The sequence below is a fragment of the Streptomyces sp. ADI95-16 genome (assembly GCF_003721495.1).
In the GTDB taxonomy this organism is placed as follows: Bacteria; Actinomycetota; Actinomycetes; order Streptomycetales; family Streptomycetaceae; genus Streptomyces; species Streptomyces goshikiensis.
The window spans coordinates 5,694,341-5,721,025 of record NZ_CP033581.1; the positions used below are offsets into that span (position 1 = coordinate 5,694,341).

The 26,685-nt window shown below is 72.5% G+C and carries 21 protein-coding genes; 14 read left to right on the forward strand and 7 right to left on the reverse strand.

The window, feature by feature from the left end:
* Positions 1 to 13 precede the first annotated feature (13 nt).
* Positions 14 to 811, reverse strand: a complete 798-nt coding sequence (locus EES41_RS25590; RefSeq protein WP_123082696.1) for a GNAT family N-acetyltransferase — start codon at positions 809 to 811, stop codon at positions 14 to 16.
* Between the two features lie 66 nt (positions 812 to 877).
* Between EES41_RS25590 and EES41_RS25595 the strand changes: the two genes are divergently transcribed.
* The 6 genes from EES41_RS25595 (at position 878) to EES41_RS43875 (ending at position 8,560) form a co-directional block, all read left to right on the forward strand.
* Positions 878 to 1,249 carry a signal peptidase I gene (locus tag EES41_RS25595; protein ID WP_123080477.1) on the forward strand — a complete coding sequence of 124 codons (372 nt, stop codon included), beginning with the start codon at positions 878 to 880 and terminating at the stop codon, positions 1,247 to 1,249.
* Positions 1,250 to 1,477: 228 nt separating this feature from the next.
* The gene (locus EES41_RS25600) at positions 1,478 to 3,727 is read left to right on the forward strand and encodes an MMPL family transporter (protein ID WP_123080478.1); all 2,250 of its coding nucleotides are present in this window, start codon (positions 1,478 to 1,480) and stop codon (positions 3,725 to 3,727) included.
* Positions 3,728 to 3,766: 39 nt separating this feature from the next.
* A complete protein-coding gene (locus EES41_RS25605; protein WP_008739773.1) occupies positions 3,767 to 4,321 on the forward strand; it encodes a GNAT family N-acetyltransferase in 555 nt (184 codons plus the stop codon).
* 115 nt (positions 4,322 to 4,436) lie between these two features.
* Positions 4,437 to 5,090 carry a hypothetical protein gene (locus EES41_RS25610; RefSeq protein ID WP_123080479.1) on the forward strand — a complete coding sequence of 218 codons (654 nt, stop codon included), beginning with the start codon at positions 4,437 to 4,439 and terminating at the stop codon, positions 5,088 to 5,090.
* A gap of 198 nt (positions 5,091 to 5,288) precedes the next feature.
* Entirely contained in the window at positions 5,289 to 5,453 is a 165-nt protein-coding gene (locus EES41_RS41600; protein WP_164495946.1) for a hypothetical protein, read from the forward strand.
* Positions 5,454 to 5,533: 80 nt separating this feature from the next.
* Entirely contained in the window at positions 5,534 to 8,560 is a 3,027-nt protein-coding gene (locus tag EES41_RS43875) for a helix-turn-helix transcriptional regulator (RefSeq protein ID WP_123080480.1), read from the forward strand.
* A gap of 28 nt (positions 8,561 to 8,588) precedes the next feature.
* On the opposite strand, the gene EES41_RS25620 is transcribed toward EES41_RS43875, so the two are convergent.
* From EES41_RS25620 to EES41_RS25630, 3 genes are all read right to left on the reverse strand, one after another.
* Complete coding sequence (locus tag EES41_RS25620; protein ID WP_164495947.1) at positions 8,589 to 8,762, reverse strand: DUF6191 domain-containing protein; 174 nt, start codon at positions 8,760 to 8,762, stop codon at positions 8,589 to 8,591.
* A 42-nt stretch (positions 8,763 to 8,804) separates the two neighbouring features.
* Entirely contained in the window at positions 8,805 to 10,052 is a 1,248-nt protein-coding gene (locus tag EES41_RS25625; protein WP_123080482.1) for a sorbosone dehydrogenase family protein, read from the reverse strand.
* Positions 10,053 to 10,192: 140 nt separating this feature from the next.
* The gene (locus EES41_RS25630) at positions 10,193 to 11,212 is read right to left on the reverse strand and encodes an aldo/keto reductase (protein ID WP_073772979.1); all 1,020 of its coding nucleotides are present in this window, start codon (positions 11,210 to 11,212) and stop codon (positions 10,193 to 10,195) included.
* A 90-nt stretch (positions 11,213 to 11,302) separates the two neighbouring features.
* On the opposite strand from EES41_RS25630, the gene EES41_RS25635 reads away from it, so the two are divergent.
* The 6 genes from EES41_RS25635 to serA all read left to right on the forward strand — a co-directional run bounded on the left by EES41_RS25635 (position 11,303) and on the right by serA (position 21,177).
* Positions 11,303 to 12,250: a 2-hydroxyacid dehydrogenase gene (locus EES41_RS25635; RefSeq protein ID WP_123080483.1), complete on the forward strand. Its 948-nt coding sequence runs from the start codon at positions 11,303 to 11,305 to the stop codon at positions 12,248 to 12,250.
* Positions 12,251 to 12,567: 317 nt separating this feature from the next.
* On the forward strand, positions 12,568 to 15,522 hold the full coding sequence (locus EES41_RS25640) for a bifunctional diguanylate cyclase/phosphodiesterase (RefSeq protein WP_123080484.1): 2,955 nt from the start codon (positions 12,568 to 12,570) through the stop codon (positions 15,520 to 15,522).
* Positions 15,523 to 15,746: 224 nt separating this feature from the next.
* A complete protein-coding gene (locus EES41_RS25645) occupies positions 15,747 to 17,627 on the forward strand; it encodes an acetolactate synthase large subunit (protein ID WP_123080485.1) in 1,881 nt (626 codons plus the stop codon).
* 31 nt (positions 17,628 to 17,658) lie between these two features.
* Positions 17,659 to 18,183, forward strand: coding sequence for an acetolactate synthase small subunit (ilvN, locus tag EES41_RS25650; RefSeq protein WP_123080486.1), 525 nt, complete (start codon positions 17,659 to 17,661; stop codon positions 18,181 to 18,183).
* A 118-nt stretch (positions 18,184 to 18,301) separates the two neighbouring features.
* Complete coding sequence (gene ilvC / locus EES41_RS25655) at positions 18,302 to 19,303, forward strand: ketol-acid reductoisomerase (protein WP_123080487.1); 1,002 nt, start codon at positions 18,302 to 18,304, stop codon at positions 19,301 to 19,303.
* Positions 19,304 to 19,587: 284 nt separating this feature from the next.
* The gene (serA, locus tag EES41_RS25660; RefSeq protein ID WP_123080488.1) at positions 19,588 to 21,177 is read left to right on the forward strand and encodes a phosphoglycerate dehydrogenase; all 1,590 of its coding nucleotides are present in this window, start codon (positions 19,588 to 19,590) and stop codon (positions 21,175 to 21,177) included.
* A 71-nt stretch (positions 21,178 to 21,248) separates the two neighbouring features.
* On the opposite strand, the gene EES41_RS25665 is transcribed toward serA, so the two are convergent.
* Positions 21,249 to 22,799, reverse strand: coding sequence for an MFS transporter (locus tag EES41_RS25665; RefSeq protein ID WP_123082697.1), 1,551 nt, complete (start codon positions 22,797 to 22,799; stop codon positions 21,249 to 21,251).
* Between the two features lie 89 nt (positions 22,800 to 22,888).
* On the opposite strand from EES41_RS25665, the gene EES41_RS25670 reads away from it, so the two are divergent.
* Entirely contained in the window at positions 22,889 to 23,473 is a 585-nt protein-coding gene (locus EES41_RS25670; RefSeq protein WP_123080489.1) for a TetR/AcrR family transcriptional regulator, read from the forward strand.
* Positions 23,474 to 23,693: 220 nt separating this feature from the next.
* On the opposite strand, the gene EES41_RS25675 is transcribed toward EES41_RS25670, so the two are convergent.
* Positions 23,694 to 24,281: a GPP34 family phosphoprotein gene (locus EES41_RS25675; RefSeq protein ID WP_123080490.1), complete on the reverse strand. Its 588-nt coding sequence runs from the start codon at positions 24,279 to 24,281 to the stop codon at positions 23,694 to 23,696.
* Positions 24,282 to 24,374: 93 nt separating this feature from the next.
* On the reverse strand, positions 24,375 to 25,535 hold the full coding sequence (locus tag EES41_RS25680; RefSeq protein WP_123080491.1) for a CdaR family transcriptional regulator: 1,161 nt from the start codon (positions 25,533 to 25,535) through the stop codon (positions 24,375 to 24,377).
* Positions 25,536 to 25,737: 202 nt separating this feature from the next.
* On the opposite strand from EES41_RS25680, the gene EES41_RS25685 reads away from it, so the two are divergent.
* Entirely contained in the window at positions 25,738 to 26,664 is a 927-nt protein-coding gene (locus tag EES41_RS25685) for a proline dehydrogenase family protein (protein ID WP_073772970.1), read from the forward strand.
* Positions 26,665 to 26,685: the final 21 nt, after the last annotated feature.

The window sequence follows — 26,685 nt, forward strand, 5'->3', positions numbered from 1 at the left end:
CCGCCCCCGCCCGTCAGGCCCCGGTGGTGCGCAGGTACGGGGTCGTCACCCCGAGGACGCCGAAGCCCAGGCGCTCCAGGATCGGGCGGCTGTCGTCCGAGGCGTCCACCTGGAGGTAGGGGATCCCGAGGCCGGCCGCGATCCGGGCGCGGTGCGCGACCAGCAGGCGGTAGATGCCGCGCCCGCGCCATCCCGGGATCGTGCCGCCTCCCCACAGGCCCGCGAACGGCGTGCCCGGCCGCATCTCCATCCGGGCCGCGCTCACCGGGGTGTCGCCGGCCATCGCCACCACGGCCGCGATGGTCTCCGGCTCCTCGCGCAGCAGGGTCAGCATCATGTGCCGGATCCGCGGGCGCTCGACGCCGAACGCCCCCGCGTGGACCGCCATCATGAGGTCCACGCCCGCCTCGTCGGTGACCGCCCGCAAGGTGATCCCCTCCGGCGGCTCCACCGGCAGCCCCGCCAGGTCCGCCGTCCGCCCCACCATCAGCGTCTCGGGCGGCTCCGCGACGAAGCCCGCCGCCCGCAGCCGCTCCCCGAGGTCCGCCGGCCGGTCGTGGTCGTACAGCTTCCACTCGAACTCGCCGACGCCCCGCCCGCGGTAGTGCGCCACCTGGGCGGCGATCTCCGCGTCCGCGTCCGTCCCGTCGAGGTCCGACCAGAGCACGACGTTCCAGCCGTCGGCGGGCGCCGTCTGCCGGACCACCGCACCCGCCCGCTCCACGCGGGCCCCGGCCGAGTCGGGGCGCGCGTCACGGCGCATCCGCACGTCGTACTCGGCCCGTACCCTGATCAGTTCGTCACGATCCATCGTCAGCGTCATCGGGGCAGCTCACCAGCCGTCCGCCCCTCGGCACAACTGCATTAGCCTCGCCCCGTGAACGACGAAGCGCTCATCTACACCGGCAAGGCCACCCCCGACGCGGCCGCCGACCGCGGCTGGCTCCTCGGCCACTTCAAGCGGCCCGGCGACGTCCGCCACAGCGAGGACGTGGAGATCAAGTGGGGGGTCCATCCCCGGGGCGAGGAGCGCGCCCAGTGGGTGACCGGCGAGGAGCGCACCGCGCTCCAGGTGCTGATCAGCGGCCGGTTCCGGCTGGAGTTCCCCGGCCGCACCGTGGTCCTCGCCGAACAGGGCGACTACGTGGTCTGGGGCCGCGGAGTCGACCACTCCTGGTACGCCGAGGAGGACGCGGTCGTCCTCACCGTCCGCTGGCCCTCGATCCCCGGCTACCGCGCCGACACGTAACCGGGCCCGGGCGTACCACCACACACCTGTGACGATGCACACGAAACGGACCAACGATCTCCCCTCGCTGCGATCGTGGACCGAATCGAGGTGTGGTCCGGCGGGGGATCGGCCGATCTCCTGCGGGTCCGGCGGTTGATCATCTAGGTTCACCAGAGTTCAATCGTTCAAGCGTTCTGCGTCGGGCGTTCTCCCGGTGAAGATCCGAACCACCAGGGAGCACGTCCGTTGGCAGCAATCGCACGGTGGTGCATGCGGCACCGCCTCGTGACCGTCCTGCTCTGGCTCCTCGCGTTCGGAGCGACCGCCGCTGCCGCGGGTGTCGCCGGACCGGCGTTCTCCAACGACTACGAGGTCCCCGGGACCGAGTCGAGCAAGGCCCACGCCCTGCTCCGCGAAGGCTTCCACGGCCGGGGCGGCGACACCGACACCATCGTGTGGCGCACCCCGGACGGCCAGAGCGCCCGCACGCCCGCCGTCGAGCAGCGGATGACCAGCGCCCTCGACACCATCGCCGCGCTCCCCGGCGTCGGATCCGTCGCCGGCCCCTACGGCCCCAACCCCGAGGCCGCCGCGCGGATCAGCCCCGACGGGCGCACCGCCTACGCCGTCGTGACCTTCGACGAACAGGCCGACTCCGTCCCCAAGGCCCAGGCGCGGGCGGTCGTCGACGCCGCGAAGAACGACCGGACCGAACAAGGCGGCCTCCAGGTCGAACTCGGCGGCCGCGCCATCGGTCTCACCGAGGCCCCCACCGCACACCTCGCCGAGGTCATCGGCGTGGGCATCGCGGCCCTGGTCCTCTTCCTCGCCTTCGGCTCGCTCGCCGCGAGCCTGCTGCCCATCGCGACCGCCCTGGTCAGCGTCGGCACCGCCTACTTCGGCATCACCCTGCTCGGGCACGCCATGCCCGTCGCCGACTTCGCCCCGATGCTCGGCACCCTCGTCGGACTCGGCGTCGGCATCGACTACGCGCTGTTCATCGTCACCCGGCACCGCAAGGGCCTGCAACGCGGCCTGCCCGTCGCCGAGGCGGCCGAGAACGCCGTCGCCACCACCGGGCGGGCCGTGGTCTTCGCCGGGGCGACCGTCTGCATCGCGCTGCTCGGCATGCTCGTGCTCCGGCTGAACTTCCTCGACGGCGTCGCCCTCGCGGCCTCCCTCACCGTGGTCCTCACGGTGGCCGCCTCGGTGACCCTGCTCCCCGCCCTCCTCTCCTACATCGGGACCCGCGCCCTCTCGCGCCGCGAACGCCGCAGGCTCGCCGCCGAAGGCCCGGGGCCCGAGACGCCCACCGGCTTCGCCGCCCGCTGGTCGGCCTTCGTGGAACGCCACCCCAAACCGCTCGGCCTCCTCGCCGCCGCGGTCATGATCGTCCTGGCGCTGCCCACGCTCTCGCTGCACCTGGGCACCTCCGACCAGGGCAACAACCCGGCCACCTCCACCACGCGCAAGGCCTACGACCTGCTCGGCGAGGGCTTCGGCCCCGGGATGAACGGCCCGCTCACCGTCGTCGCCCGCCTCGACGGAGCCGACGACCGGATCGCCGTGACCCGGCTGGCCGACGAACTGCGCACCACCGAGGGCGTCGCCTCCGCCGGGCCGGTCGTCCTCAACCCGGACGGGGACACCGCCGTCGTCACCGTCGTACCGGAGTCCGCCCCGCAGTCCCGGGCCACGAGCGACCTCGTCGACACCCTCCGCCGGGACGTCATCCCGGGAGCCGGCGACCGCGCCGCGATGGACATCCACGTCGGCGGCGTGACGGCCGGCTACGACGACTTCGCCGAGGTCATCGTCGGCAAACTGCCGCTCTTCGTCGGGGTGGTCATCGCCCTCGGCTGCGTCCTGCTGCTGCTCGCCTTCCGGTCCATAGGCATCCCCCTCAAGGCGGCCGCGATGAACGTCGCCGCCGTCGCCTCCTCCTTCGGCGTCGTGGTCGCGGTCTTCCAGTGGGGCTGGGGGAGCGAGCCGCTGGGCCTGGGCAGCGCCGGCCCGATCGAACCCTTCCTTCCCGTGATCATGGTGTCGGTCCTCTTCGGACTGTCCATGGACTACCAGGTGTTCCTGGTCAGCCGGATGTACGAGGAGTGGCTGGAGACCGGTGACAACCGGCGGGCCGTCCGCGTCGGCCTCGCCGAGACCAGCCGGGTGATCAACTCGGCGGCCGTCATCATGATCTCCGTCTTCCTGGCCTTCGTGCTCAGCGGCGACCGGATCATCGCGATGTTCGGCATCGCGCTGGCGGCCGCCGTGGCGCTGGACGCCTTCGTGCTGCGCACGCTGCTCGTGCCGGCGCTCATGCACCTGCTCGGAGGCGCGAACTGGTGGCTGCCGGCCTGGCTCGACCGCAGGCTGCCCCGCATCAGCATCGAACCCCCGGAACGCCGCCCACATGCGACAATTCCGGCGCAGCGGACCGGCGCGGACCCCGCCACGAACGAGGACGACGCCGCATCCGCCACAGCATCCCGGTGAAGCGGCGGACCGCCGCGGAAGACCCCTGGAAAGGGCCGCATGTTCTCGATAGACCTCACCGACGAGGCCCAGCTGTTCCCGCTGGAGGTCCGGCACGCCGAGGAGTTCCTGGCGCACATCGACCGCGGCCGGGAGTACATCGGTGAGCACATCGCCCTCGCCGACGTCGTGCCCGACCTCGACGCGTCGCGTGCCTTCCTCGCCTCCTATGCGCAGAAGGCCGCCACCGACACCGGACGCCTCTACGGCATCCGCCTCGGCGGCACCCTCGTCGGCGGCGTCCTCTTCCGGACCTTCGACGCCGCCACCGGCACCTGCGAGGCCGGCTGCTGGCTGGAGCCCCCCGCGGCCGGCCGCGGCCTGATCACCCGCGCCTGCCGGGTCCTGATCGACTGGGCGTTCCACGAGCGCGGCATGCACCGCGTGGAGTGGCACGTCTCCTCCGCCAACAAGAAGAGCCTTGCCGTCGCCGAGCGCCTCGGGATGACCCGCGAGGGCGTCCTGCGCCAGACCCACCCGCACCGCGGAGTCCGCCAGGACACCGAGATCTGGGCGGTGCTCGCCGACGAGTGGCCCCCGGTCCGCCCCGCCTGATCCCTCCCGCCGCGGAGCCGGTTCCGGCCCCGCGGCGGGGCGGTTTCCGGGCAGGTCCGGGCGGCGCCGAAGCACTCTAAGAAACCTCTCAGAAACGCCGCTTACGGTGCCCAGCATGGACACCACGAAGACCTCTGCCCCCCTGACTCCCGAGGCGGACCCCGCCGAGCCCCAGACCCCCGCGCAGGCGGACCGGGCGGACGGGAGCACGCCGGCCGCGACCAAGGCCGACACCACCAAGGCCGAGACCGACGTGAGCACCTCCGACACCGAGGCCCCCGCCGACGCGGCGGCCCCCCTCACCGGCGAGGCCGACGACCTGGACGACCTGGACGACCTGGACGGCCTCGACGAGCCGCAGGAGCGGATCGTCGGCGGCGTCGGCGCCGCCGCCTCCGCCATCGTCGCCGCCGGCCTCGGCCTCGTCGCCCTCAGCGGCACCTGGGTCTCCCGCGTCATCGCCGAGCGCCAGACCCTCATCGGCCAGATCGAATCGGTCAACGCCACCACCACCGAAGCCAAGATCGACGCCCTGTACGGCGACGCCTGGCACCTGACCGCCCTCGTCAACGGCGTCGTCGCCACCCTCGCCCTCCTCCTCGCCGTCTTCGTCCTCGCCCGGCCCGCCTTCGGCGCCCCCGACCGCGTCCTGCCCGTCTGGATCCGCTCCGTCGCCTGGGCCGCCGTCGCCCTCGGCGCCCTCGGCGTCCTGCTCTTCGGTTCCATGTACTTCGACCTCCTGCTCCCCCTGCCCAAGGCCGCCGGCTAAGCCCCCGCGAGGGCCCGCCGGCACCCCCGGGCGCGACATAGGCATGTCCTTAGTCCGCCTCAGGCGCCCCCGGCTCCGGACTAAGGCCCCCCGGCCCGCACAGATGCGGCATGCGCCCGATGTGCGGGCACCCCCTGGGAGGCGAATCTTGGATCACACCGAACGAGGTGCCCGAGAAACACCACCAGGGAGAACGAGATGTTCGAGTACGAGATGGCCCACGCCCGCCACGCCGACCTGATCCGCGAGGCGGCCGAGTTCCGCCGGGCCCGCGAGGCGCGCAGGGCGCACCGCTCCTCGCGCGAAAAGGACCCCGAGGGGTCGGTGAGAGGATCCCGGAGCCGCTTCGCCCGCGCCGCGTGACCCGCGCCGCGACCCGCGCGGACTGACACGTGATGAGAAGCGCACCGAAACCCGGTGCCGCGCACCCGGACCCCTGTGCGATGCTCGGCGGCGTGGAGACCAGATCTGTCAGCCCGGTGTTCGTCGGCCGAGCCGACGAACTGGCCGTACTCACCGACGCCCTGACCCGCGCCGCCGGCCAGGAGCCGCAGGCGCTGCTCATCGGGGGAGAGGCGGGCGTCGGCAAGACCCGCCTCACGGAGGAGTTCCTCTGCGAGGCGACCCGCCGCGGCGCGGTCGTCGCCGTCGGAGGCTGTGTGGAGATAGGGGCGGAGGGACTTCCCTTCGCCCCCTTCTCCACTGCCCTGCGCGGTCTGCGCCGCCTGCTCCCCGAGGAACTGGCCGCCGCGGCCGCGGGCCAGGAGGACGAACTCGCCCGGATCCTCCCCGAACTCGGCGAGACCGCCCGGGGACCGCACGACGAGGAGAGCACCGCCCGGCTCTTCGAGCTGACGGCCCGGATGCTGGAGCGGCTCGCGGCCGACCGTACCCTCGTGCTCGTCCTGGAGGACCTGCACTGGGCGGACGCCTCCACCCGGCACCTGCTGGCCTACCTCTTCCGCGCCCTGGGCAGCGGCCGGCTCGTCGTCGTCGCCACCTACCGCGCGGACGACGTCCACCGCCGCCACCCCCTGCGCCCGCTCCTCGCCGAACTGGACCGGCTCCGCACCGTCGTACGGATCGAACTGCCCCGCTTCAACCGGGCCGAGGTCGGCCGCCAGCTCGCCGGGATCCTCGCCTCCCGGCCCGACGAGGAGTTCGTCGACTCCGTCTTCGAACGCTCCGACGGCAACGCCTTCTTCGTCGAGGAACTCGTCGCCTGCCGGGAGAACGACTGCCGCACCGGCCTCACCGCATCCCTGCGCGATCTGCTGCTCGTCCGCGTCGAGGTCCTCCCGGACGCCGCCCAGCGCGTGGTGCGGATCGTCGCCGAAGGCGGATCCACCGTCGAGTACCCGCTGCTGCGCGCCGTCGCCGGACTCACCGAGGACGAACTCATCGAGGCCCTGCGGGCCGCCGTCGGCGCCAACATCCTCCTCGCGACCCCCGAGGGCGACGGCTACCGCTTCCGCCACTCCCTCGTCCGCGAGGCCGTCAGCGACGACCTGCTGCCCGGCGAGCGAGCCCGCGTCAACCGCCGTTACGCCGAGGCCGTGGAGGCCGACGAGTCCCTCCTCCGCGCCGAGGAGCGGACCATCCGGCTGGCCAGCTACTGGTACTGCGCCAACGACCCCGCCAAGGCGCTGCCCGCCGTGCTCGCCGCCTCCGTCACCGCCCGCTGCCGGCACGCCTACTCCGAGCAGCTGCGACTGCTGGAGCGGGCGCTGGACCTGTGGGACAGCGCCCCCGAGGACGTCCGGTGCCGGCTGCGCCCGGCGGACTACACCGAGGTGTACCCGCCCTGCGGCTGCGACCCCGCCGCCACCCCGCTCCATCGGCTCGACCTGGTCGCCGAGGCCACCGTCGCCGCCCGGTTCGGCGGGGAGCGGGAACGCGCCCTGAAGATGACCAAGACGGCGCTGCGGATGCTGGAGGACGGGCACGACCCGCTGCGCGAGGCCTGGTTCTGGACCGAGCGCTCCCGGCTGGTCGCCAGCCTCGGCCGGGGCGACGGCTGGGAGGAACTGGCCAGGGCCCAGGAACTCGTCAAGGGGCTGCCCCCGTCCCAGGTGCACGCCGACGTCCTCGTCCGGGCCGCGGGCTGGGGCATGCTCCACAACCCCGGCCCCGACAACCTCGCCGCCGCCGAACGGGCCGTCGCGTACGCCCGGATGGTCGGCGCCGAGGAAACCGAGCTCAACGCCCGGATCACGGTCGCCAGCATGCTCACCGACGCCGGGGAGCCGGAGGCGGGCTTCGCCGAACTGCACGCGGTACTGGAACGGGCCGCCGAACTCGGCCTCACGGTGATCGCGGGACGGGTACACATCAACCTCAGCTCTCAACTCGAAGCGATGGGCCGGTCCCGGGAAGCGGTGGAACTGGCCGAACGGGGGGTCGAACTCGTCAGCAGGTCCCGGCTGTTGGACACCGAGGCCTGGGTCTGCGGCAACATGGCGGAGAGTCTCTACAACCTCGGCCGCTGGGACGAGGCCACCGAGGCCGCCGGGCGCACCCTGCGCGTGGGACAGAGCGCCGCCCCGCGCGGCTCCGCCTCCGCGCGGCTGGGCTACCTGGCGCTGGCCCGAGGCGAACTCACCGAGGCCGCCACCCAACTCGCCGCCGCGCACGCCCACTTCGGCACCCACGACACCCAGCCCCAGCACCGGATCCCGCTCTACCGACTGGCCATCGGCATCGCCGAGGGAGCGGGCCGCATCGCCGACGTCCGCGCCGAGACGGCCGACGCCATAGCCGCCGGGTTCCCCCTCGGCCAGCACCGCTACGCCTGGCCCCTGCTGCTGGCCTCCGCCTCCGCCGAGGCGGACGCCCGGGGCCTGCCCGCAGCCGAAGCCGGCCGGGCCGCCGCCCTGCGGGTGCTGCGCGACGCCGCCCGGAGGCTGGCCACGCCCGCGCCCGTCTGGACGGCCCACGCCGACTACCTCAGGGCCGAACTGCTCCGGGCCGAAGGCCTGGACACCGTCGCCGACTGGACCGCCGTCGAGGCGGCCATCCGCCCGCTGGAGCGCCCGTACCTGCTGGCCCGGGCCGGACACCGGCTCGCGGAGGCCCAGCTGGCCGCCGGGTGCGACCGCGAGGACGCCGCCGACCTCCTCCGCGAGGCCCACGCCACCGCCGACCGGCTCGGCTCACGCAGGCTGCGCGAGGACCTCGCCCTGCTCGCCCGGCGCGCCCGGATCCCGCTCGCCCCCGACCTCCCCCGGGCCACGCCCGCCCCGGACGGCGACCCGGTCGAGGCCCTGGGCCTGACCAGCAGGGAACGGGACGTCCTGCGCCTGGTGGCGGCGGGCAACACCAACCGCCAGATCGCCGAGGAACTGTTCATCTCCCCGAAGACGGCCAGCGTCCACGTCTCGAACATCCTGGCAAAGCTGGGTGTGCACGGCCGGGGCGAGGCGGCCGCCCTCGCCCACCGGCTGCGGCTGTTCGTCCCGGTCTCCGGCTAGCTCCGCAGCCCACGCCTCGGACAAGCGGCTATCGCTCCGGCCGCTTGTCCACGCGTATGAGCACCTTGCCGGACTCCAGGTCTATCGGGCCGCGCCCCGGATCGCCGTCATTCACATCGATCCGGGACAGCTCCAGCCGCTTCTTCTCCTCGTCCGTGTGCTTGCGGCCCGGATTGAACAGCTCCTCGATCATGTTGAACACCGCGCCCACCGCGCCTTCCGCCCCCCGCCGGGGCCCCGTCCGTTACCGCACCGTCAGTGTCAGAATCCTGTCGTCGCCCGATTCCGGCGACCCGCGCCCGTCCGTCTCGCTCGTGACCAGCAGCAATCTGTCGCCGCCGAGCGCCACCACCGTGCGCAGCCGGCCGTACTTCCCCGTGAGGAAGGCCTCCGGCTCCGCCACCGGAACCGCTCCGGCCAGCGGGATCCGCCACAGCCGCTCGCCCTTCAGCCCGGCCATCCACACCGAACCCTGCGCCCACGCGATCCCGCTCGGCGAGGCCTCGTCGGTCTTCCACACCGCGACCGGGTCCCGCAGGCCGGGTCTGCCGGCCTTCCCCTCGGCCTCCGGCCAGCCGTAGTTGCCGCCGGGCTCGATCAGGTTGAGCTCGTCCCAGGTGTTCTGGCCGAACTCCGCCGCCCACAGCCGCTTGTCCTTGTCCCAGGCGAGCCCCTGTACATTGCGGTGCCCGTAGGAGTAGACGACGGAATCCGCCTCAGGGTTGCCGTGCACCGGCTCCCCGTCCGGGGTCATCCGCAGGATCTTGCCGCCCAGTGACTTCTTGTCCTGCGCCAGCCCGGTGTCACCCGTCTCGCCCGTTCCCGCGTACAGCATCTTGTCCGGGCCGAACGCGATCCGGCCGCCGTTGTGGATCAGACCCTTGGGGATGCCCCGGAGCACCGTGTCGGGAGCGCCCAGCTGCTGGCCCGGGTCGCGCTGCTCGTCGTAGCGCATCCGGGCGATGCGGTTGTCGGACTCCGTCGTGAAGTACGCGTACACCATCCGGTCCGAGGCGAAGCCGGGGGACAGGGCGAGGCCCAGCAGCCCGCCCTCGCCGCCCGGAGCCACCCCGGGCACCCTGCCGATCGGGGTCACGTCGCCCGTGGACACCCGGACCCTGCTGATCGTGCCCTTGTCCCGGGAGGCGACCAGCAGGTCCCCGTCGGGCAGGGGGGCCACGCCCCACGGGGACTCCAGGCCCTTGGCGAGCTCGCCCGACACCGTCACCGAACCCCTGGCGGGCGGCGCGGAGGCCGCCGGTGGCCCGGATGCCCCCGGCGAGGGTTTCCCCGGCGCCTTGGCCGGTGGCGAGCTGCCGGCCGCCGGCCCCGCGCCGCCGGTGGCCGGGCCGCATCCGGCCGCCAGCAGGGCGCCACACCCCGCCAGCGCCGCCGCGGCCAGCACGCCCCGGCCCCGCGCGCCGCGCCCCCCGTACCGCTCCGGCCCGTACGACTCTCCGTACGCCGCCCGCCGCGTCCGTCCGTATCGCATCGCCTTGCTCCCCTCCGGTCCTGACGATCCTGCCCTTCATCCCTCTCAACAGCTCCGGCAGTTCCCGAAGTTCCGTCACTCGTACACCCGATCGAGTGGTTGCCGACCCGGCTCCAGCCCGGCCGCGGCCCGGCCCGGGCTCAGTCCCAGGCTCCCACCGCCGCCGGCAGGGACGCGATCTCGGCCAGGTCCCCCGCCGTCAGCCGCACCTCCGCGGCCCGCGCGTTCTCCGCCGCCCAGTGCGCCCGCTCGGCGCCCGGCACCGGCACCACGTGCGGCCCCTGCGCCAGCACCCACGCCAGCGCCACCTGCGCCGCCGTCACCGGCACCCCGGCCACCTCGCCGTGCCGCAGCGCCACCCGCCGCAGCCCCGCCACCAGCTGCTGGTTCGCCGCCATCGCGTACGCCGTGAAGCGCGGGTGCCGGGCCCGCACGTCCGCCGACTCGAAGCCCTCCCCGGGCGTCAGCGTCCCGGTCAGGAACCCGCTGCCCAGCGGCATCGCCGCCAGCACCCCCACCCCCCGCGCCGCACACCACGGCAGCAACTGCCACGCCGCCTCGGGCGACCACACCGACAGCTCCGCCTGCACCGCGGTCACCGGGAACACCTGCTGCGCCCGTTCCAGGTGCCGCAGCGTCGCCCCGTACGCCCGGTCCCCGCGCCGCCCGGCCCCCGGCCCGGCCCCCGCGCCGAGCGTGCAGAACCCCAGCGCCCGCACCTTCCCCGCGCTCACCAGCTCCGCCATGGCGCCCCAGGTCTCCTCCACCGGAACGTCCGGATCCACCCGGTGCAGCTGGTACAGGTCGATCACGTCCGTGCGCAGCCGCCGCAGCGAGGCGTCGCACGCCCGCCGCACATAACCCGGCCGCCCGTCGGCCACCACGTGCTGTTCCCCGGCCCGCAGCCCCACCTTGGCCGACACGAAGGCATCGGCCCGGCGCTCCCGCAGCGCCCGCCCCACCACCAGCTCATTGGTGTACGGCCCGTACACATCGGCCGTGTCCAGCAGGTTCGCCCCCAGGTCCAGCGCGGCGTGCACCGTGCGCAGCGACTCCTCGCCCCGCCGCCGCGAAGGCGCGTACGCCCAGCTCATCGGCATGCACCCGAGCCCTATGGCACCCACTCTCAGCGGCCCCGACCCGATCGACCTGCGCTCCACCCGTGCGTCCCCCTCTCGGCCCCCCGTGAACACGGCCCCGGCGAACAAACTAACGGCTTGATCCACATCCCTTCGCATAGCCTCCGGGTCATGACCACCGCGACCGGGGACGTCTGGCTCCCCTTCCCCGCCGACGAGATCGACGGCCTCCCCGACACGTTCCGCTACCGCCAGTGGGACGGCGAGGACGAGTTCCCCGCAGACCCGGGGCCCTGCGTCTTCTACGTCACCCCGTACATGAAGTCCTCCGAGGTCACCCTGCGCCCGCTGGCCGCGATGCCCGCCCTGCGGATCGTGCAGACCCTGACCGCCGGCGTCGACCACGTCCTCGGCGGCCTCGGCGCGCTGCGGCCCGGCGTACGGCTGTGCAACGCGCGCGGCGTCCACGACGCCAGCACCGCCGAGCTCGCCCTCACCCTGGTCCTCGCCTCGCTGCGCGGCATCCCCGGCATGGTCCGCGGCCAGGACCGCGAGGAGTGGCGCGGCGGTTTCTACCAGGCCCTCGCCGACAAGTCCGTCCTGATCGTCGGCTACGGATCGGTCGGCGCGGCCGTCGAGGACCGGCTGCTGGCCTTCGAGTGCGGGCGGATCACCCGCGTCGCCCGGTCGGCGCGGGACTGCGCCCACGGGCCGGTGCACGCCCTGGCCGACCTGCCGCGGCTGCTCCCGGACGCCGACGTGGTGATCCTGTCCACCCCGCTGACCGACGCCACCCGGGGTCTCGCGGGCGCCGAGTTCCTCGGCCGCATGAAGGACGGCGCCCTGCTGGTGAACGTCGCGCGCGGCCCCGTCGTCGACACCAAGTCGCTGCTCGCGGAACTGGAATCGGGGCGGCTGCGCGCGGCCCTCGACGTCACCGAACCGGAACCGCTGCCGGCCGGCCATCCGCTCTGGCATGCCCCGAATGTCCTGATCACGCCCCATGTGGGTGGCAGCAGCACCGCGTTCGAGCCACGGGCGAAGCGGCTGATCGCCCGGCAGCTCACCCGGTTCGCCGCGGGCGAGCCCGTCGAGAACACGGTGCTCGTCACGGAGTGACGGCCCACCGACGGCCGGCTGACGCCCGAGTGGCGGCGGAGCGACGGGAGATGCGCACGCTCCGCGTCCGCTCGGGTGCGCCCCGTGTTCACAACTCCCTTCGTGGTAACGGAGCGTAGAGAATCTATGTCCCTGAGTGACGAAAGTGGTGTATCGTCCGGAACAGGGGGCTGCGCCACGAACGTCTGGCGCTGGGGAGTGATCGGACATTTTGGGGGGCGACGGGCGATGCACGGCCAATGGGCGAAGGATCCGATGCGGCAGAGCCGCCGGAGGCGACGATGGAGTGCGCCGAAACAAGCCAGCGAGGGGGGCCGGTGAGCGCCCCGGGGGCCGCGCTCCTGACCCGGCCGCCCGCCGAGGGCGGCGGCCGGAGCCTGGCGGCGCAGCTGCTCCTCGCACTCATCTGCGGCGGATACGCCGTCGGAGCCGCCCTCGGCTGGGGCTCCAGTGAAATCGCCGAGATCATGGGCGACTTCGGGCTCAGCGCGGCCGGGATACTCGCAGCCGTCTCCTGCTACTCCTACGCCCGGTCCATCGACCGGCGTGAGCGCCCCGCCTGGCTGCTCTTCGCGTTCTCCTCCCTCATGGGCGCCTGCGGCAACGCCGTCTGGGGCTGGTACGAGGTGGTCCTCGGCGAACCGGTGCCCAAGCCCTCGCTCGCCGACTTCGCCTTCCTCTGCTTCGCGCCGCCCGCCATCGTCGGCCTGCTCGTCCTCGCCAAACGCCCCGTGACGCGCGCCGGGTGGGTGTGCCTCGGCCTCGACTCCTGGCTCATCGGCGGCTCCCTGCTCACCCTCTCCTGGAGCCTGGCCCTCGCCAACGCGGCGCGGACCGCCCAGTCCGGGGCCCCCGGCAGCGTCCCGAGCGCCGCGATCTCCCTCGCGTACCCGCTCCTGGACATCGCGCTCGTCTCGATGGTCCTGGTGCTGCACTTCCGGCGCTCCGAGGGCAACCGCTCCGCCGTCAACACCGCCATCGCCGCCCTGGCCCTGACCGTGCTCAGCGACGCCCTGTTCACCTCGCCGCTGCTCAGCGACGGCTACCAGTCCGGACAGCTGCTCGACGCCGGCTGGTTCGCCGGCTCGCTGCTGCTCGCGTACGCGCCGTGGGGCGCCCGGCGGCTGCACCCGCTCCCGCCCGCCGCCCCGCACCCGCCCGCGGAGCGCCCGCACAGCCGCCCCATCACCGGCTCGCTGCCCGCCCTCACCCCGTACCTCGCGGCCGCCGTCTGCACCCTCGGGATCCTCTACAACGTCGTGGACGGCCGCAAGGTCGACCGGATGGTCGTCTTCACGGGGTGCACGGTCGTGCTCGCCCTCGTCATCCGGCAGGGCATCATGCTGCTCGACAACATCGCGCTGACCCAGGAACTGGCCCAGAAGGAGAACCACTTCCGCTCCCTGGTCCAGGGCTCCAGCGATGTCATCATGATCGCCGCGCCCACCGGAACGCTGCACTACGTCAGCCCCGCCGCCGCCGGGGTCTACGGCCGCGAGGCGGAGGAGCTGGTCGGCAGCGAGCTCGCCTCCCTGATCCACCCGGAGGACCTCGGCCGCGTGGTCCACGAGGTCCGCCGGTTCCTCGCCGCCCCGCCAACCGAGGAGCCCACCACCCGCATCGAGTGCCGGTTCAAGTCCGGCGGCGGCGAGTGGCTGAACGTGGAGTCCACCGTCAACCGCCACCAGGGCGGGCTCATCCTCAACAGCCGGGACGTCACCGAGCGCGTCCGCCTCCAGGCGCAGCTCCAGCACAGCGCCGAGCACGACCCGCTGACCGACCTGCCCAACCGGGCGCTGTTCACCCGCCGCGTCCGCCAGGCCCTGACCGGCCGCCGGGCCGGGGACCACAGCACCGCCGTCCTCTTCATCGACCTCGACGGGTTCAAGGCGGTCAACGACACCATCGGCCACCAGGCGGGGGACGAACTGCTCGTGGAGGCCGCGCGCCGCCTCCAGGACTCCGTCCGGGCCGGGGACACAGCGGCCCGCCTCGGCGGGGACGAGTTCGCCGCCCTGATCCTCGGCGACGGCAGCCGCGACCGCAGCGCCCGCGAGTACCAGGTCCACGAGATCGCCGACCGGCTGCGCACCACCCTGTCCCAGCCGTACCGGATCGCGGGCAGTGAGGTCCGGGTCGCCGCCAGCATCGGCGTCGCCTTCGCGGACCCCGGCATCACCCCTTCGGACCTGATGCGCAACGCGGATCTCGCGATGTACCGGGCCAAGGCGGGCGGCAAGGACCGCGTCGAGCTGTACGCGCCGCAGATGCAGGCCGAGGTCGCCCGCAAGGCCGAGCTGGCGGGGCGCCTGCGCACCGCGCTCCATGAGGGGGAATTCGCCCTGCTGCACCAGCCCGTGGTCTCGCTGGCCACCGGGGAGGTGACCGCGGTGGCCGCGCAGGCCCGGTGGCGCTCGGCGCAGGGGATCCTGTTCACCCCGGCGGAATTCCTCCGGGTGGCCGAACACAGCGAGGGCCCCTCGGCCGCGCCGGGCCGCGAGCCGGCCTCGGGGCGCGATGCGCGCGGCGGCCCGGGCGCGGGCCCGGGTGCGGGCGGCGCCGGGGGCGGCCCGGACACCGCGCGCGCCGCCGAGCTGGGGCGCTGGATTCTGGAGGAGGCCGTCGGCCATGCCGCCGAGCGGCACCGGGTCGGGCACGACGTCCCGGTCGCCGTCCGGATGACCGCCCAGCGGCTGCTGGACCGGGCCGTTCCGACGGCCTCAGTGGAAGCCCTGCTGAACCGGCACGGGCTGCCCTCCGGGGCCCTGGTGATCGAGCTGGCGGACAGTGACCCCAGAGTCCCCTTCGAGGAGCTGGAGCGCCGCCTGGCGGCCTTGCGCCGGCTCGGCGTCCGGATCGCCCTGGACGGCTTCGGCAGCGGCTACGCGGCCATCAGCGCCCTGCGCCGGCTCCCCGTGGACATCCTCAAGCTGGACCGGGGCCTGGTCGAAGGCGTGGTCGAATCCGCCCGGCTCCACAAGATCACGGCCGGATTGTTGCGCATCGCAAACGACCTCGGCATGCAGTCCGTGGCCGACGGGGTGGATCTCCCCGAACAGGTGATGGCGCTCCGCGCGATGGGGTGCACCCACGGGCAGGGGCTGGCCTTCTCCGGACCTCTCGACGAGTACAGGCTGCGCCGCGCGCTCGTGAGGAGTACGTTCCCAGTACCGGGCGGAGCGGCCCAACCCGCCTTGGCCGGTGGTTCCCCCGGGGGATCGATGGCCATCCGCAGAGGCTCACATAATGAGACGCCCGTCCCACCCACTTGACATCCACCTCCCGCCGGAGGGAGGGTCAGTGCCATGCGCACCCGAATTCTCGTACTTGGAAAGCGCGTCGGCTGAAGCTGGGTCCTGCATGTCCCGGCTCCACAACACCGACGCGCTCCCCTCGCTTGCCTCCTGGCACGAGGGGTTTTTTGTTGCACTGGCACACCGCAGAAACCTCGCAAAACCCTCAGCATCACACCCTCAGCTTCGAGAAGAGAATGCAGATGACCGAGCAGGCCACCGGGGCCCACCATCCGCAGCCGCGGCCCCGTTCCGGCGGAGCCCAGGCCGCCGCAGTTGAGCACGTCACGGGCGCGCAGTCCCTCATCCGCTCTCTCGAAGAGGTGGGGTGCGACACCGTCTTCGGCATTCCGGGCGGCGCCATCCTCCCCGCGTACGACCCGATGATGGACAGCAAGAAGGTCCGTCACATCCTGGTCCGCCACGAGCAGGGCGCGGGCCACGCGGCCACCGGATACGCCCAGGCCACCGGCAAGGTCGGCGTCTGCATGGCCACCTCGGGCCCCGGAGCCACCAACCTGGTCACCCCGATCGCCGACGCGCACATGGACTCCGTCCCGCTGGTCGCGATCACCGGCCAGGTCTCCTCCAAGGCGATCGGCACCGACGCCTTCCAGGAGGCGGACATCGTCGGCATCACCATGCCGATCACCAAGCACAACTTCCTGGTCACCAAGGCCGAGGACATCCCGCGGACGATCGCCGAGGCCTTCCACATCGCCTCGACCGGCCGCCCCGGCCCGGTCCTGGTCGACATCGCCAAGGACGCCCTCCAGGCGAAGACCGTCTTCAGCTGGCCGCCGACGCAGGACCTCCCGGGCTACCGGCCGGTCACCAAGCCGCACGCCAAGCAGATCCGCGAGGCCGCCAAGCTCATCAGCCAGGCCAAGCGCCCGGTCCTGTACGTGGGCGGCGGCGTCATGAAGTCCGGCGCGACCGCCGAGCTCAAGGTCCTCGCCGAGCTGACCGGCGTCCCGGTCACCACCACCCTGATGGCGCTCGGCTCCTTCCCCGACAGCCACCCGCTGCACGTGGGCATGCCCGGCATGCACGGCGCGGTCACCGCCGTGACCGCCCTGCAGAAGTCGGACCTGCTGATCGCGCTCGGCACCCGCTTCGACGACCGCGTCACCGGCAAGCTCGACAGCTTCGCCCCCTTCGCGAAGATCATCCACGCGGACATCGACCCGGCCGAGATCGGCAAGAACCGCGCGGTCGACGTCCCGATCGTCGGCGACGCCCGCGAGGTCATCGCCGACCTGATCCAGGCCGTCCAGGCGGAGCACACCGAGGGCAACGCCGGCGACTACTCCGCCTGGTGGAGGGACCTCAGCCGCTGGCGCGACACGTACCCGCTGGGCTATGACCTGCCCGACGACGGCATGCTCTCGCCCCAGCAGGTCATCGAGCGCATCGGTCAGCTGGCGCCCCAGGGCACCGTCTACGCGGCCGGTGTCGGCCAGCACCAGATGTGGGCCTCGCACTTCGTCAACTACGAAGAGCCGCGCACCTGGCTGAACTCCGGCGGCGCCGGAACCATGGGCTACGCGGTCCCGGCCGCGATGGGAGCCAAGGTCGGCCGGCCGGACCGCACGGTCTGGGCGATCGACGGCGACGGCTGTTTCCAGATGACCAATCAGGAACTGGCCACCTGCGCGCTGAACAACATCCCGATCAAGGTCGCGATCATCAACAACGGCGCCCTGGGCATGGTCCGCCAGTGGCAGACCCTGTTCTACAACCAGCGGTACTCCAACACCGTGCTGCACGCGGACGAGACCGGCCACGACACCGTCGGCTCCCAGCTCGGCGAGTCCGCCTCCCCCCGCAAGGGCACCCGCGTCCCCGACTTCGTCAAGCTGGCCGAGGCCATGGGCTGCGTCGCGCTGCGCTGCGAGGACCCGGCCGACCTGGACAAGGTCATCGCCGAGGCCAACGCCATCAACGACCGTACGGTGGTCGTCGACTTCATCGTCCACGAGGACGCCATGGTGTGGCCGATGGTCGCCGCCGGCACCTCCAACGACGAGGTCATGGCAGCCCGGGGCGTCCGTCCCGACTTCGGCGACAACGAAGACGACTGAGCCGAGAGAGCCGAGAGAGAGAACGCCCCACATGTCCAAGCACACGCTCTCCGTCCTGGTCCAGAACACGCCCGGCATCCTCGCCCGGATCGCCGCGCTGTTCTCCCGCCGCGGGTTCAACATCGACTCCCTCGCGGTGGGCGTCACCGAGCACCCCGACATCTCCCGCATCACCATCGTCGTGAACGTCGAGGACCTCCCGCTGGAGCAGGTGACCAAGCAGCTCAACAAGCTGGTCAACGTCCTCAAGATCGTCGAGCTGGAGCCGCACAACGCGATCGAGCGCGAACTCGTTCTGGTGAAGGTCCGCGCCGACAACGAGACCCGCTCGCAGGTCGTCGAGATCGTCCAGCTGTTCCGCGCCAAGACGGTCGACGTCTCCCCGGAGGCCGTCACCATCGAGGCCACCGGCGGCGCCGACAAGCTCGGCGCGATGCTCAAGATGCTGGAGCCCTTCGGCATCAAGGAACTCGTGCAGTCCGGCACGATCGCCATAGGGCGTGGCGGCCGGTCCATCACGGACCGCAGCCTGCGCGCGCTCGACCGCAGCGCCTGATCGGACTGCACCCTCCCGCACCACCCGCTTCACCTCTCGCATGGCGAGACCAGGAAACCTCGATTCCGTTCCCCGCCGTACGGTGGGAGCAACACCAGCGCACCAAGGAGATATCCCAGTGGCCGAGCTGTTCTACGAGAACGACGCCGACCTGTCCATCATCCAGGGCCGCAAGGTCGCGGTCATCGGTTACGGCAGCCAGGGCCACGCCCACGCGCTGTCGCTCCGTGACTCCGGCGTCGACGTCGTCGTCGGCCTGAAGGAGGGCTCGAAGTCCAAGGCCAAGGCCGAGGAGCAGGGCCTGAAGGTCGTCTCGGTGTCCGAGGCCGCCGCCTGGGCGAACGTCATCATGATCCTCGCCCCGGACCCGCTCCAGGCCGAGATCTACGAGGAGTCCGTCAAGGAGCACCTGGAGGAGGGCGACGCGCTCTTCTTCGGCCACGGCTTCAACGTCCGGTACGGCTTCATCAAGCCCCCGGCCAACGTGGACGTCGCCCTGGTCGCCCCCAAGGGCCCGGGCCACCTGGTCCGCCGCCAGTACGAGGAAGGCCGCGGCGTGCCCTGCATCGCCGCCGTGGAGCAGGACTTCTCGGGCAACGCCTTCGCCCTCGCGCTCTCGTACGCGGCCGGCATCGGCGGCACCCGCGCCGGCGTCATCAAGACCACCTTCACCGAGGAGACCGAGACCGACCTGTTCGGTGAGCAGGCCGTCCTCTGCGGTGGCGCCTCCGCGCTGGTCAAGGCCGGTTTCGAGACCCTGACCGAGGCCGGCTACCAGCCGGAGATCGCGTACTTCGAGTGCCTGCACGAGCTGAAGCTCATCGTCGACCTCATGTACGAGGGCGGCCTGGAGAAGATGCGCTGGTCGGTCTCCGAGACCGCCGAGTGGGGCGACTACATCACCGGTCCCCGCATCATCACCGACGCCACCAAGGCCGAGATGAAGCAGGTCCTCGCGGAGATCCAGAGCGGCGAGTTCGCCAACACCTGGATGGCCGAGTACAAGGCCGGTCTGCCGAAGTACAACGAGTACAAGAAGGCCGACGAGGCGCACCTGCTGGAGACCACCGGCAAGAAGCTGCGCAAGCTGATGAGCTGGGTCGACAACGACGAGAGCTGATCGAACGCGACGGGGCCGGGACGGTTGAGTCCCGGCCCCGCCGCGCATCGGCCAGCCAGGCCTGACCGGCTGGATCGGCGAGCTCCGAAAGCGCGGCTTGTCCACCCCGGCCAACCCCGGACGGGTGATCCTTCCGGACAGGCGGAATTCCGCACGGAATCCGCTACTACACTGCTCAACACAACGCGTCAGGCCCACAGTGTCGTGCGTCTTCCACGCGGCTACCCCCTCCACCGCCTGCGGCCGTCGGGACGGCCGTCCGCACTGGACTTGTGAGGACCCACGTGAGCTCGAAACCTGTCGTACTCATCGCCGAAGAGCTGTCGCCCGCCACCGTCGAGGCGCTCGGCCCGGACTTCGAGATCCGCCACTGCAACGGCGCCGACCGCGCCGAACTGCTCCCCGCGATCGTGGACGCCGACGCGATCCTGGTCCGCTCCGCGACCAAGGTCGACGCCGAGGCCATCGCGGCCGCCAAGAAGCTGAAGGTCGTCGCCCGCGCCGGCGTCGGTCTCGACAACGTCGACGTCTCGTCCGCCACCAAGGCCGGCGTGATGGTCGTGAACGCTCCGACCTCCAACATCGTCACGGCCGCCGAGCTCGCCTGCGGCCTGCTCGTCGCCACCGCCCGCAACATCCCGCAGGCCAACACCGCCCTGAAGAACGGTGAGTGGAAGCGGAACAAGTACACGGGTGTCGAGCTCAGCGAGAAGACCCTCGGCGTCGTCGGACTCGGCCGCATCGGCGTCCTGGTCGCCCAGCGCATGTCGGCCTTCGGCATGAAGGTCGTCGCGTACGACCCCTACGTACAGCCCGCGCGCGCCGCCCAGATGGGCGTCAAGATGCTGACGCTGGACGAGCTGCTGGAGGTCGCCGACTTCATCACCGTGCACCTGCCCAAGACCCCCGAGACCCTCGGTCTCATCGGGGACGAGGCGCTGCACAAGGTGAAGCCGTCCGTCCGTATCGTCAACGCCGCCCGCGGCGGGATCGTGGACGAGGCCGCGCTGTACACGGCCATCAAGGAGGGCCGCGTCGCCGGCGCCGGTCTGGACGTGTACGCGAAGGAGCCCTGCACGGACTCCCCGCTCTTCGAGCTCGACCAGGTCGTCTGCACCCCGCACCTGGGCGCGTCCACGGACGAGGCCCAGGAGAAGGCCGGTGTCTCGGTCGCCAAGTCGGTGCGCCTCGCCCTCGCCGGTGAGCTCGTGCCCGACGCGGTCAACGTCCAGGGCGGCGTCATCGCCGAGGACGTCCGTCCGGGCCTGCCGCTCGCCGAGAAGCTCGGCCGCATCTTCACCGCCCTCGCGGGCGAGGTCGCGGTCCGCCTCGACGTCGAGGTCTACGGCGAGATCACCCAGCACGACGTCAAGGTGCTCGAACTCTCCGCGCTCAAGGGTGTCTTCGAGGACGTCGTCGACGAGACGGTCTCCTACGTCAACGCCCCGCTGTTCGCGCAGGAGCGCGGTGTCGAGGTGCGCCTGACGACCAGCTCGGAGTCCCCGGACCACCGCAACGTGGTGACCGTCCGCGGCACCCTGTCGGACGGTCAGGAGGTCTCGGTCTCCGGCACGCTCGCGGGCCCGAAGCACCTTCAGAAGATCGTGGGCATCGGCGAGTACGACCTCGACCTCGCGCTCGCCGAGCAGATGATCGTCCTGCGCTACGCCGACCGGCCGGGTGTCGTCGGCACCGTCGGCCGCTTCCTCGGTGAGGCCGGCCTGAACATCGCGGGCATGCAGGTCGCCCGCGCCGAGGAGGGCGGCGAGGCGCTCGGCGTCCTCACCGTCGACGCCGAGGTCCCGGCGGGCGTCCTCGCGGACATCGCGGCCGAGATCGGCGCCGTCTCGGCGCGCAGCGTCAGCCTCGGCTGACCGATCGCGAACACGGCGAAGGGCCCGGGGGAAACCCCGGGCCCTTTCGTCTTGGGTGCGGCGTACGCCGATCAGCCGGCCAGGGCCGAAGGGGTGGGAGCCGGTTCCGGTTCCCCCGCGAGCGGAGCCGGGCTCCCGGCGCCGCGCAGCACCGACGCGGCGAGCAGCGCCGCCCCGAGCAGCAGGACCGTTCCGCCCCAGGCGGCGTACTGCATTCCGTGGACGAAGGCCTCGCGGGCCAGGTCCAGTACCCGCTCGCCCGTCTCCCCGCCGAGCCCCCGGGCCGTGGCGACCGCGCCGCCCAGGGTCTCCCGGACCGCCGGCTCCTGTCCCGCCAGGTCGCTCCGGTAGACCGCGGTGCCGAGGCTGCCGAGGAGCGCCATGCCGAGGGCGCCGCCGAACTCCTGCCCCGTCTCCAGCAGGGAGGCCGCCGAGCCGGCCTTCTCGGCGGGGGCCGAGCCCAGTGCCATGTCGCCGACCAGGGACATCACGGTGACGATCCCGGAGGCGAGCACTCCCGCGCCGGTCAGCAGGAGCCAGAGGGAATCCGTACCGACCAGGCCGATCAGGGCGAACCCGGCCGCGGCGAGGGCGAAGCCGCCGGCGATGACGTAGGCCCGGTCCACCTTCTGGGCGAGGGCCGCGCCGACGGGGGCCGCGGCGCCGATGGCGAGGGACGGGGCCAGGCTCCACAGGGCGGCCTCCAGGGTGCCCATGGCGAGAACCGACTGCAGGTACTGGGTGGTGAAGTAGGCCGAGCCCATCATGGCGAAGGCGGCGACCGTGTTCAGCGCGATGCCCGAACCGAAACCGCGGCCCTGGAACAGGGCCCGGCTGACCATGGCGTCCTCACGGGTGCGCTGGCGGCGGACGAAGAGGTACCCGAAGGCCAGGCCGACGGCGAGGCAGCCCAGGTAGAGCGGCTCGAAGCCCTCGGCGGCGATCTCCTTGAGCCCGTAGACGAGGGGCAGTACGGCGGCCATGGACAGCGGGACGCTCAGCAGGTCGAAGCGGCCGGGGGCCGGGTCCTTGAACTCCGGGACCAGGACCGGGACCAGGACGAGCAGGAGCAGCATCGCGGGGACGTTGATCAGGAAGACGGAACCCCACCAGAAGTGGTTCAGCATCAGTCCGCTCATGACCGAGCCGAGGGCGATGCCGCCGGTCATGGCGCCGGACCAGAGGGCGATGGCCTTGCCGCGCTGGCGGGCGTCCTGGAAGAGGTTGCGCACCAGGGCGAGGGTGGAGGGCATCAGGGTCGCGCCGCCGACGCCGAGCAGGACGCGGGCCGCGATGAGCATCTCGGCGCTGGTGGCGTAGGCGGCGCCGACGGAGGCGAGCCCGAACGCGGCGGCGCCGGCCAGCAGGAGCCTGCGGCGTCCGATCCGGTCGCCGAGGGAACCCATCGTGATCAGCAGGCCGGAGAGGGCGAAGGCGTAGCTGTCGAAGATCCAGAGCTGCTGGGTGGCGCTGGGGTCGAGCTCCCGGGTGATGGCGGGGATGGCGAAGTAGAGGACGGAGACGTCCATCGAGACCAGGAGCAGTGGCAGCAGGAGGACGGTGAAGGCGGTCCATTCCCGGCGGCCGGCGAGGCGCGTGGCGGAGTTCGCGGGGTTCGTCATGAGCAGCAATGTACAAGCGTCATAAACGTCTGTCTAGTACGAGCGTATGGAACGTGCGTCTGTGACGCTTGTCTTGCTAGGCTGCGGGCATGGGACACCGAGAAGATCTGCTCGAAGGCGCGAAGAAGTGCCTGGTCGAGAAGGGGTTCGTGCGCACGACGGCGCGCGACATCGTCAAGGCCTCGGGCGCCAATCTGGCGTCCATCGGCTACCACTACGGCTCGAAGGACGCGCTGCTCACGCAGGCGTTCACCGAGCTCATGGAGGAGTGGGGGGAGGTCTTCAAGACCGGCGTCGACGGCGAGGGAGGCTCGCTGGAGCGGTTCCGCCAGGTCTGGGACGGCGTGCTCTCCCAGCACGCCGCCGGGGCCGGGCCGGTCTGGGCGGCGAGCATGGAGGTCGCGCTGAGCGGCGACCGGCTACCGGAGCTGCGGACGCTGCTGGCCGCCTCGCAGGGGGAGGGGCGGCGGGGGCTGATCGCCATGTTCACCGGGCGGCCGGAGGAGGGGATCACGGAGCGGGAGGTCCGCACGCTCGGCGCGTTCTACCAGGCGCTGCTGAACGGGCTGGTCATCCAGTGGCTCTTCGACCCCGAGTCGGCGGCGACGGCCGAAGAACTCACGGACGGCATGCGCCAGGCCGCCGAAGCCCTGACACCCACCACCCCGTCCTGACGCCCCGGCGCCCCGGCGCCCCGGCCCTGCGGGGCTCGGTGCGGCTCGGCCCTGCCTGGCCCTGCGCGGCCCGACCCGGGTCAGGGGTCCCGTCGATGCGGATCGGCCCTACGCCCCGGGGCTCGGGGGCTGTCGCGGGGTGAACGCCGGTGCGGGGGAAGGGGGCTGACGTTCGGGCGTCATCCCGCTTCGGGTGGTGCGGCCCGGCGGCGCGGGCGGGTTAGTTGCCGCGCCAGATGTTGTCGAAGGCGGCGTCTTCGATGGCGCGGCGCTGGCGGACGGCTTCGAGTTCCATCAGGGCGTCGTTGACGGCGGCCAGGACCGTGGCCGTCGTGTCGTCCGGCACGGCCGGGGGTTCCTCGGCCGTGCCGATTCCGACGGCCTCCGCGAGCGAGACCAGGACCGGTTCGGCCGCCGTCCAGCGGTCCGCCGCCCGGCGGCGGTCGGGGGAGTCCGCCAGCGTCGGCTGTCCCCGGCGGCGTTGCCGGACGAGCTGGCCCTCGGCCTCCAGCGCGGCCAGATAGGCCGACGGCAGGTCCTGGCCCCGGCGCCACAGCCAGTCCGCGACCGACTCGTACGGCGCCTCGCGCACCAGCGCCGACGCGGCCGCGTCCAGCAGCGGGTCGGCCGGCGGCGGCCGGTGGCCCGGCTCCGGCACGATGCGGTCGTCGGCCAGGGTGGCCGTCCGGTCCGCCAGGAGGTCGAGCAGCTCGGCCCCCGCGAGGGCGAGCGCGAGGTCGCCCCGCCCCACCGGGCGCTCGGGCGCCACGTCCAAGGCGATGATCATCAGGTCCCGCGGTGTGGTCATGGAGGCTCCCCGTCACGGCCGCCGGCGCGGCGCCGGAACCAGCAGAGCAGCTCCCGCCCGATCGCGCACCCCGAACGGCGCAGCCCGCCCGTATCAGCTGTGCAGACGCGCCGACTTGAGGGCCATGTGGAGCAGCAGCCGGTCCTCGCCCTCGTCCAGGTCGAGCCCGGTCAGCTGCTCGACGCGGGACAGTCGGTAGTACAGCGTCTGGCGGTGGATGCCCAGGGCCGCCGCGGCCCGGCCCGCCTGGCCCGCGGAGTCGAGGAACACCTCCGCCGTGCGGGCGAGTTCCCGGTGGGCGGGGGCCAGCAGGGCCCTGGTCGCGGGGTCGTCCACCGGGTCCGCCGCCAGCGCGGCCAGCATCCGGTACGGGCCGATGGCCGACCACTGCGCCACCGGACCGAGCCGGGGCTGGGCCGCCGCCGCCCGGGCGCCCGCCGAGGCCTCGGTCCAGGCGTCGGCGAGGGTCGCAAGTCCCCGCCTGGGTTCCCCGATCCCGGCGGTCGGCGGCCCCGGCTGCCCGGCGCCTGCTGCCAGCCGCGTCGCCAGCGTCACGGCCGGGGTCGCGACGTCCGCCGAGCGGAGCCGGACCAGCAGGGCGAGGGCCTGCTCCGCCGGGCCGTCGTCCTCGCGCCCCCGCCACGGCACCAGGCACACCGCCGCCGCTCCCGGCACCGAGGCCGGTACCTCCCCGGCCCACGGCGCCACGCACACCGCCGCGTGCAGCCCGTCGGCCCCCGGCCCCAGGGCCTCCCGCAGCGCCGCCACCGCCATGTCCTGCTGCCAGCCCCGCCCGGCCGTGATCACCGCCAGGAACTCCCGGGACAGGTCGGCCCCCGCCTTCGCCTCCTCGGCGAGCAGGACCCCGATCCGCTGCGCCACCTCCATCGCGGCGTCCAGTGCCCCCGGCCCCGGGCCGGGGTCCTGGTCGAGGAGCCACACGTAGCCCTGGACGATGCCCCGGTACCGCACCGGCAGGCAGATCCGCCCCCGGAAGACCCCCGCGTCCGGCGCGGCCGGGATCCGTACCGGCCCGGTGGCGCGGGCGATGCCGAAGCCCTCGAACCAGGACCGGACGGCCGCGGTCGACTGGCGGGTCAGGATCGAGCGGGTGCGCACGGGATCCATGGCGAGATCGTCGTCGCTGTCGTGCGCGCCGAAGGCGATCAGCCGGAAGTCCCGGTTCTCCAGCGTCGCGGGGGCCCCGAGCAGCGCCGAAATCTCGTCCACCAGGTCCTGGTAATCGCCCTTCACCCGGACATTCTCCCACCCCGCAAGGAGGTCTTCAGACAGATGTATGAGATCGCGGCCACGGATGCGTGACAGCTGTCGATGGCAGACGATCGACGCGATCCTTAGGTTTCACGGTGGTTTCACTTGAGTTTTCCTGTACGTCCGCAGCCCATCCCCCGCGGCGGGCCGTATGACTGCTTCTGCCACCCGTTGGAGGTGCCCCGTGCTGGGTCCCGCGATCCTCGCCGCCTCGCGCAGCGACAAGATGCGCCGAATCGTCTCTGCCGCCCCGGTGACCAAGCCCGTGGTGAACCGCTTCATCCCCGGCGAGACGGTCGACCAGGTCATCCCGATCGTCGAGGACCTGACCCGCAAGGGCCTTGAGGTCACCCTCGACGTCGTCGGCGAGGACATCACGACCGTCGAGCAGTCCTACGCCGCGCGTGACGCCTACCTGGAGCTCATCGCGCGCCTCGCCGGCCTGGGCCTCGGCGAGAAGGCCGAGATGTCGGTCAAGCTGTCGATGTTCGGCCAGGCGCTGGAGGGCGGCCACGAGCTCGCCCTCGCCAACGTCCGCCCGGTCGTCGAGGCCGCCGCCGCCATCGGCACCACCGTCACCCTGGACGCCGAGGACCACACCACCCTCGACTCGATGTTCGCCATCCACGAGGAGCTGCGCCGGGACTTCCCGCAGACCGGCTGCGTGATCCAGGCGTACCTGTTCCGCACCGAGGCCGACGCCCGCCGCCTGGCCGCCGCCGGCAGCCGCGTCCGGATCGTGAAGGGCGCCTACAAGGAGCCCGCCGAGGTCGCGTACCTGGACAAGGCCGAGATCGACAAGGCGTACGTCCGCATCCTGAAGATCCTGATGGAGGGCGAGGGCTACCCGATGATCGGGTCCCACGACCCGCGGCTCATCGCCATCAGCCAGGAGCTCGCCCGCACGGCGGGGCGCAAACTGGACGAGTACGAGTTCCAGATGCTGTACGGGATCCGCAGCGAGGAGCACCTGCGGCTCGCCGCCGAGGGCCACCGCATGCGCGTCTACACCGCGTACGGGACCGACTGGTACGGCTACTTCATGCGCCGCCTCGCCGAGAAGCCGGCCAACCTGCTCTTCTTCGTCCGCTCGATGATCACCAAGAACTAGGTCCTAGAACAAGGTCAAGGA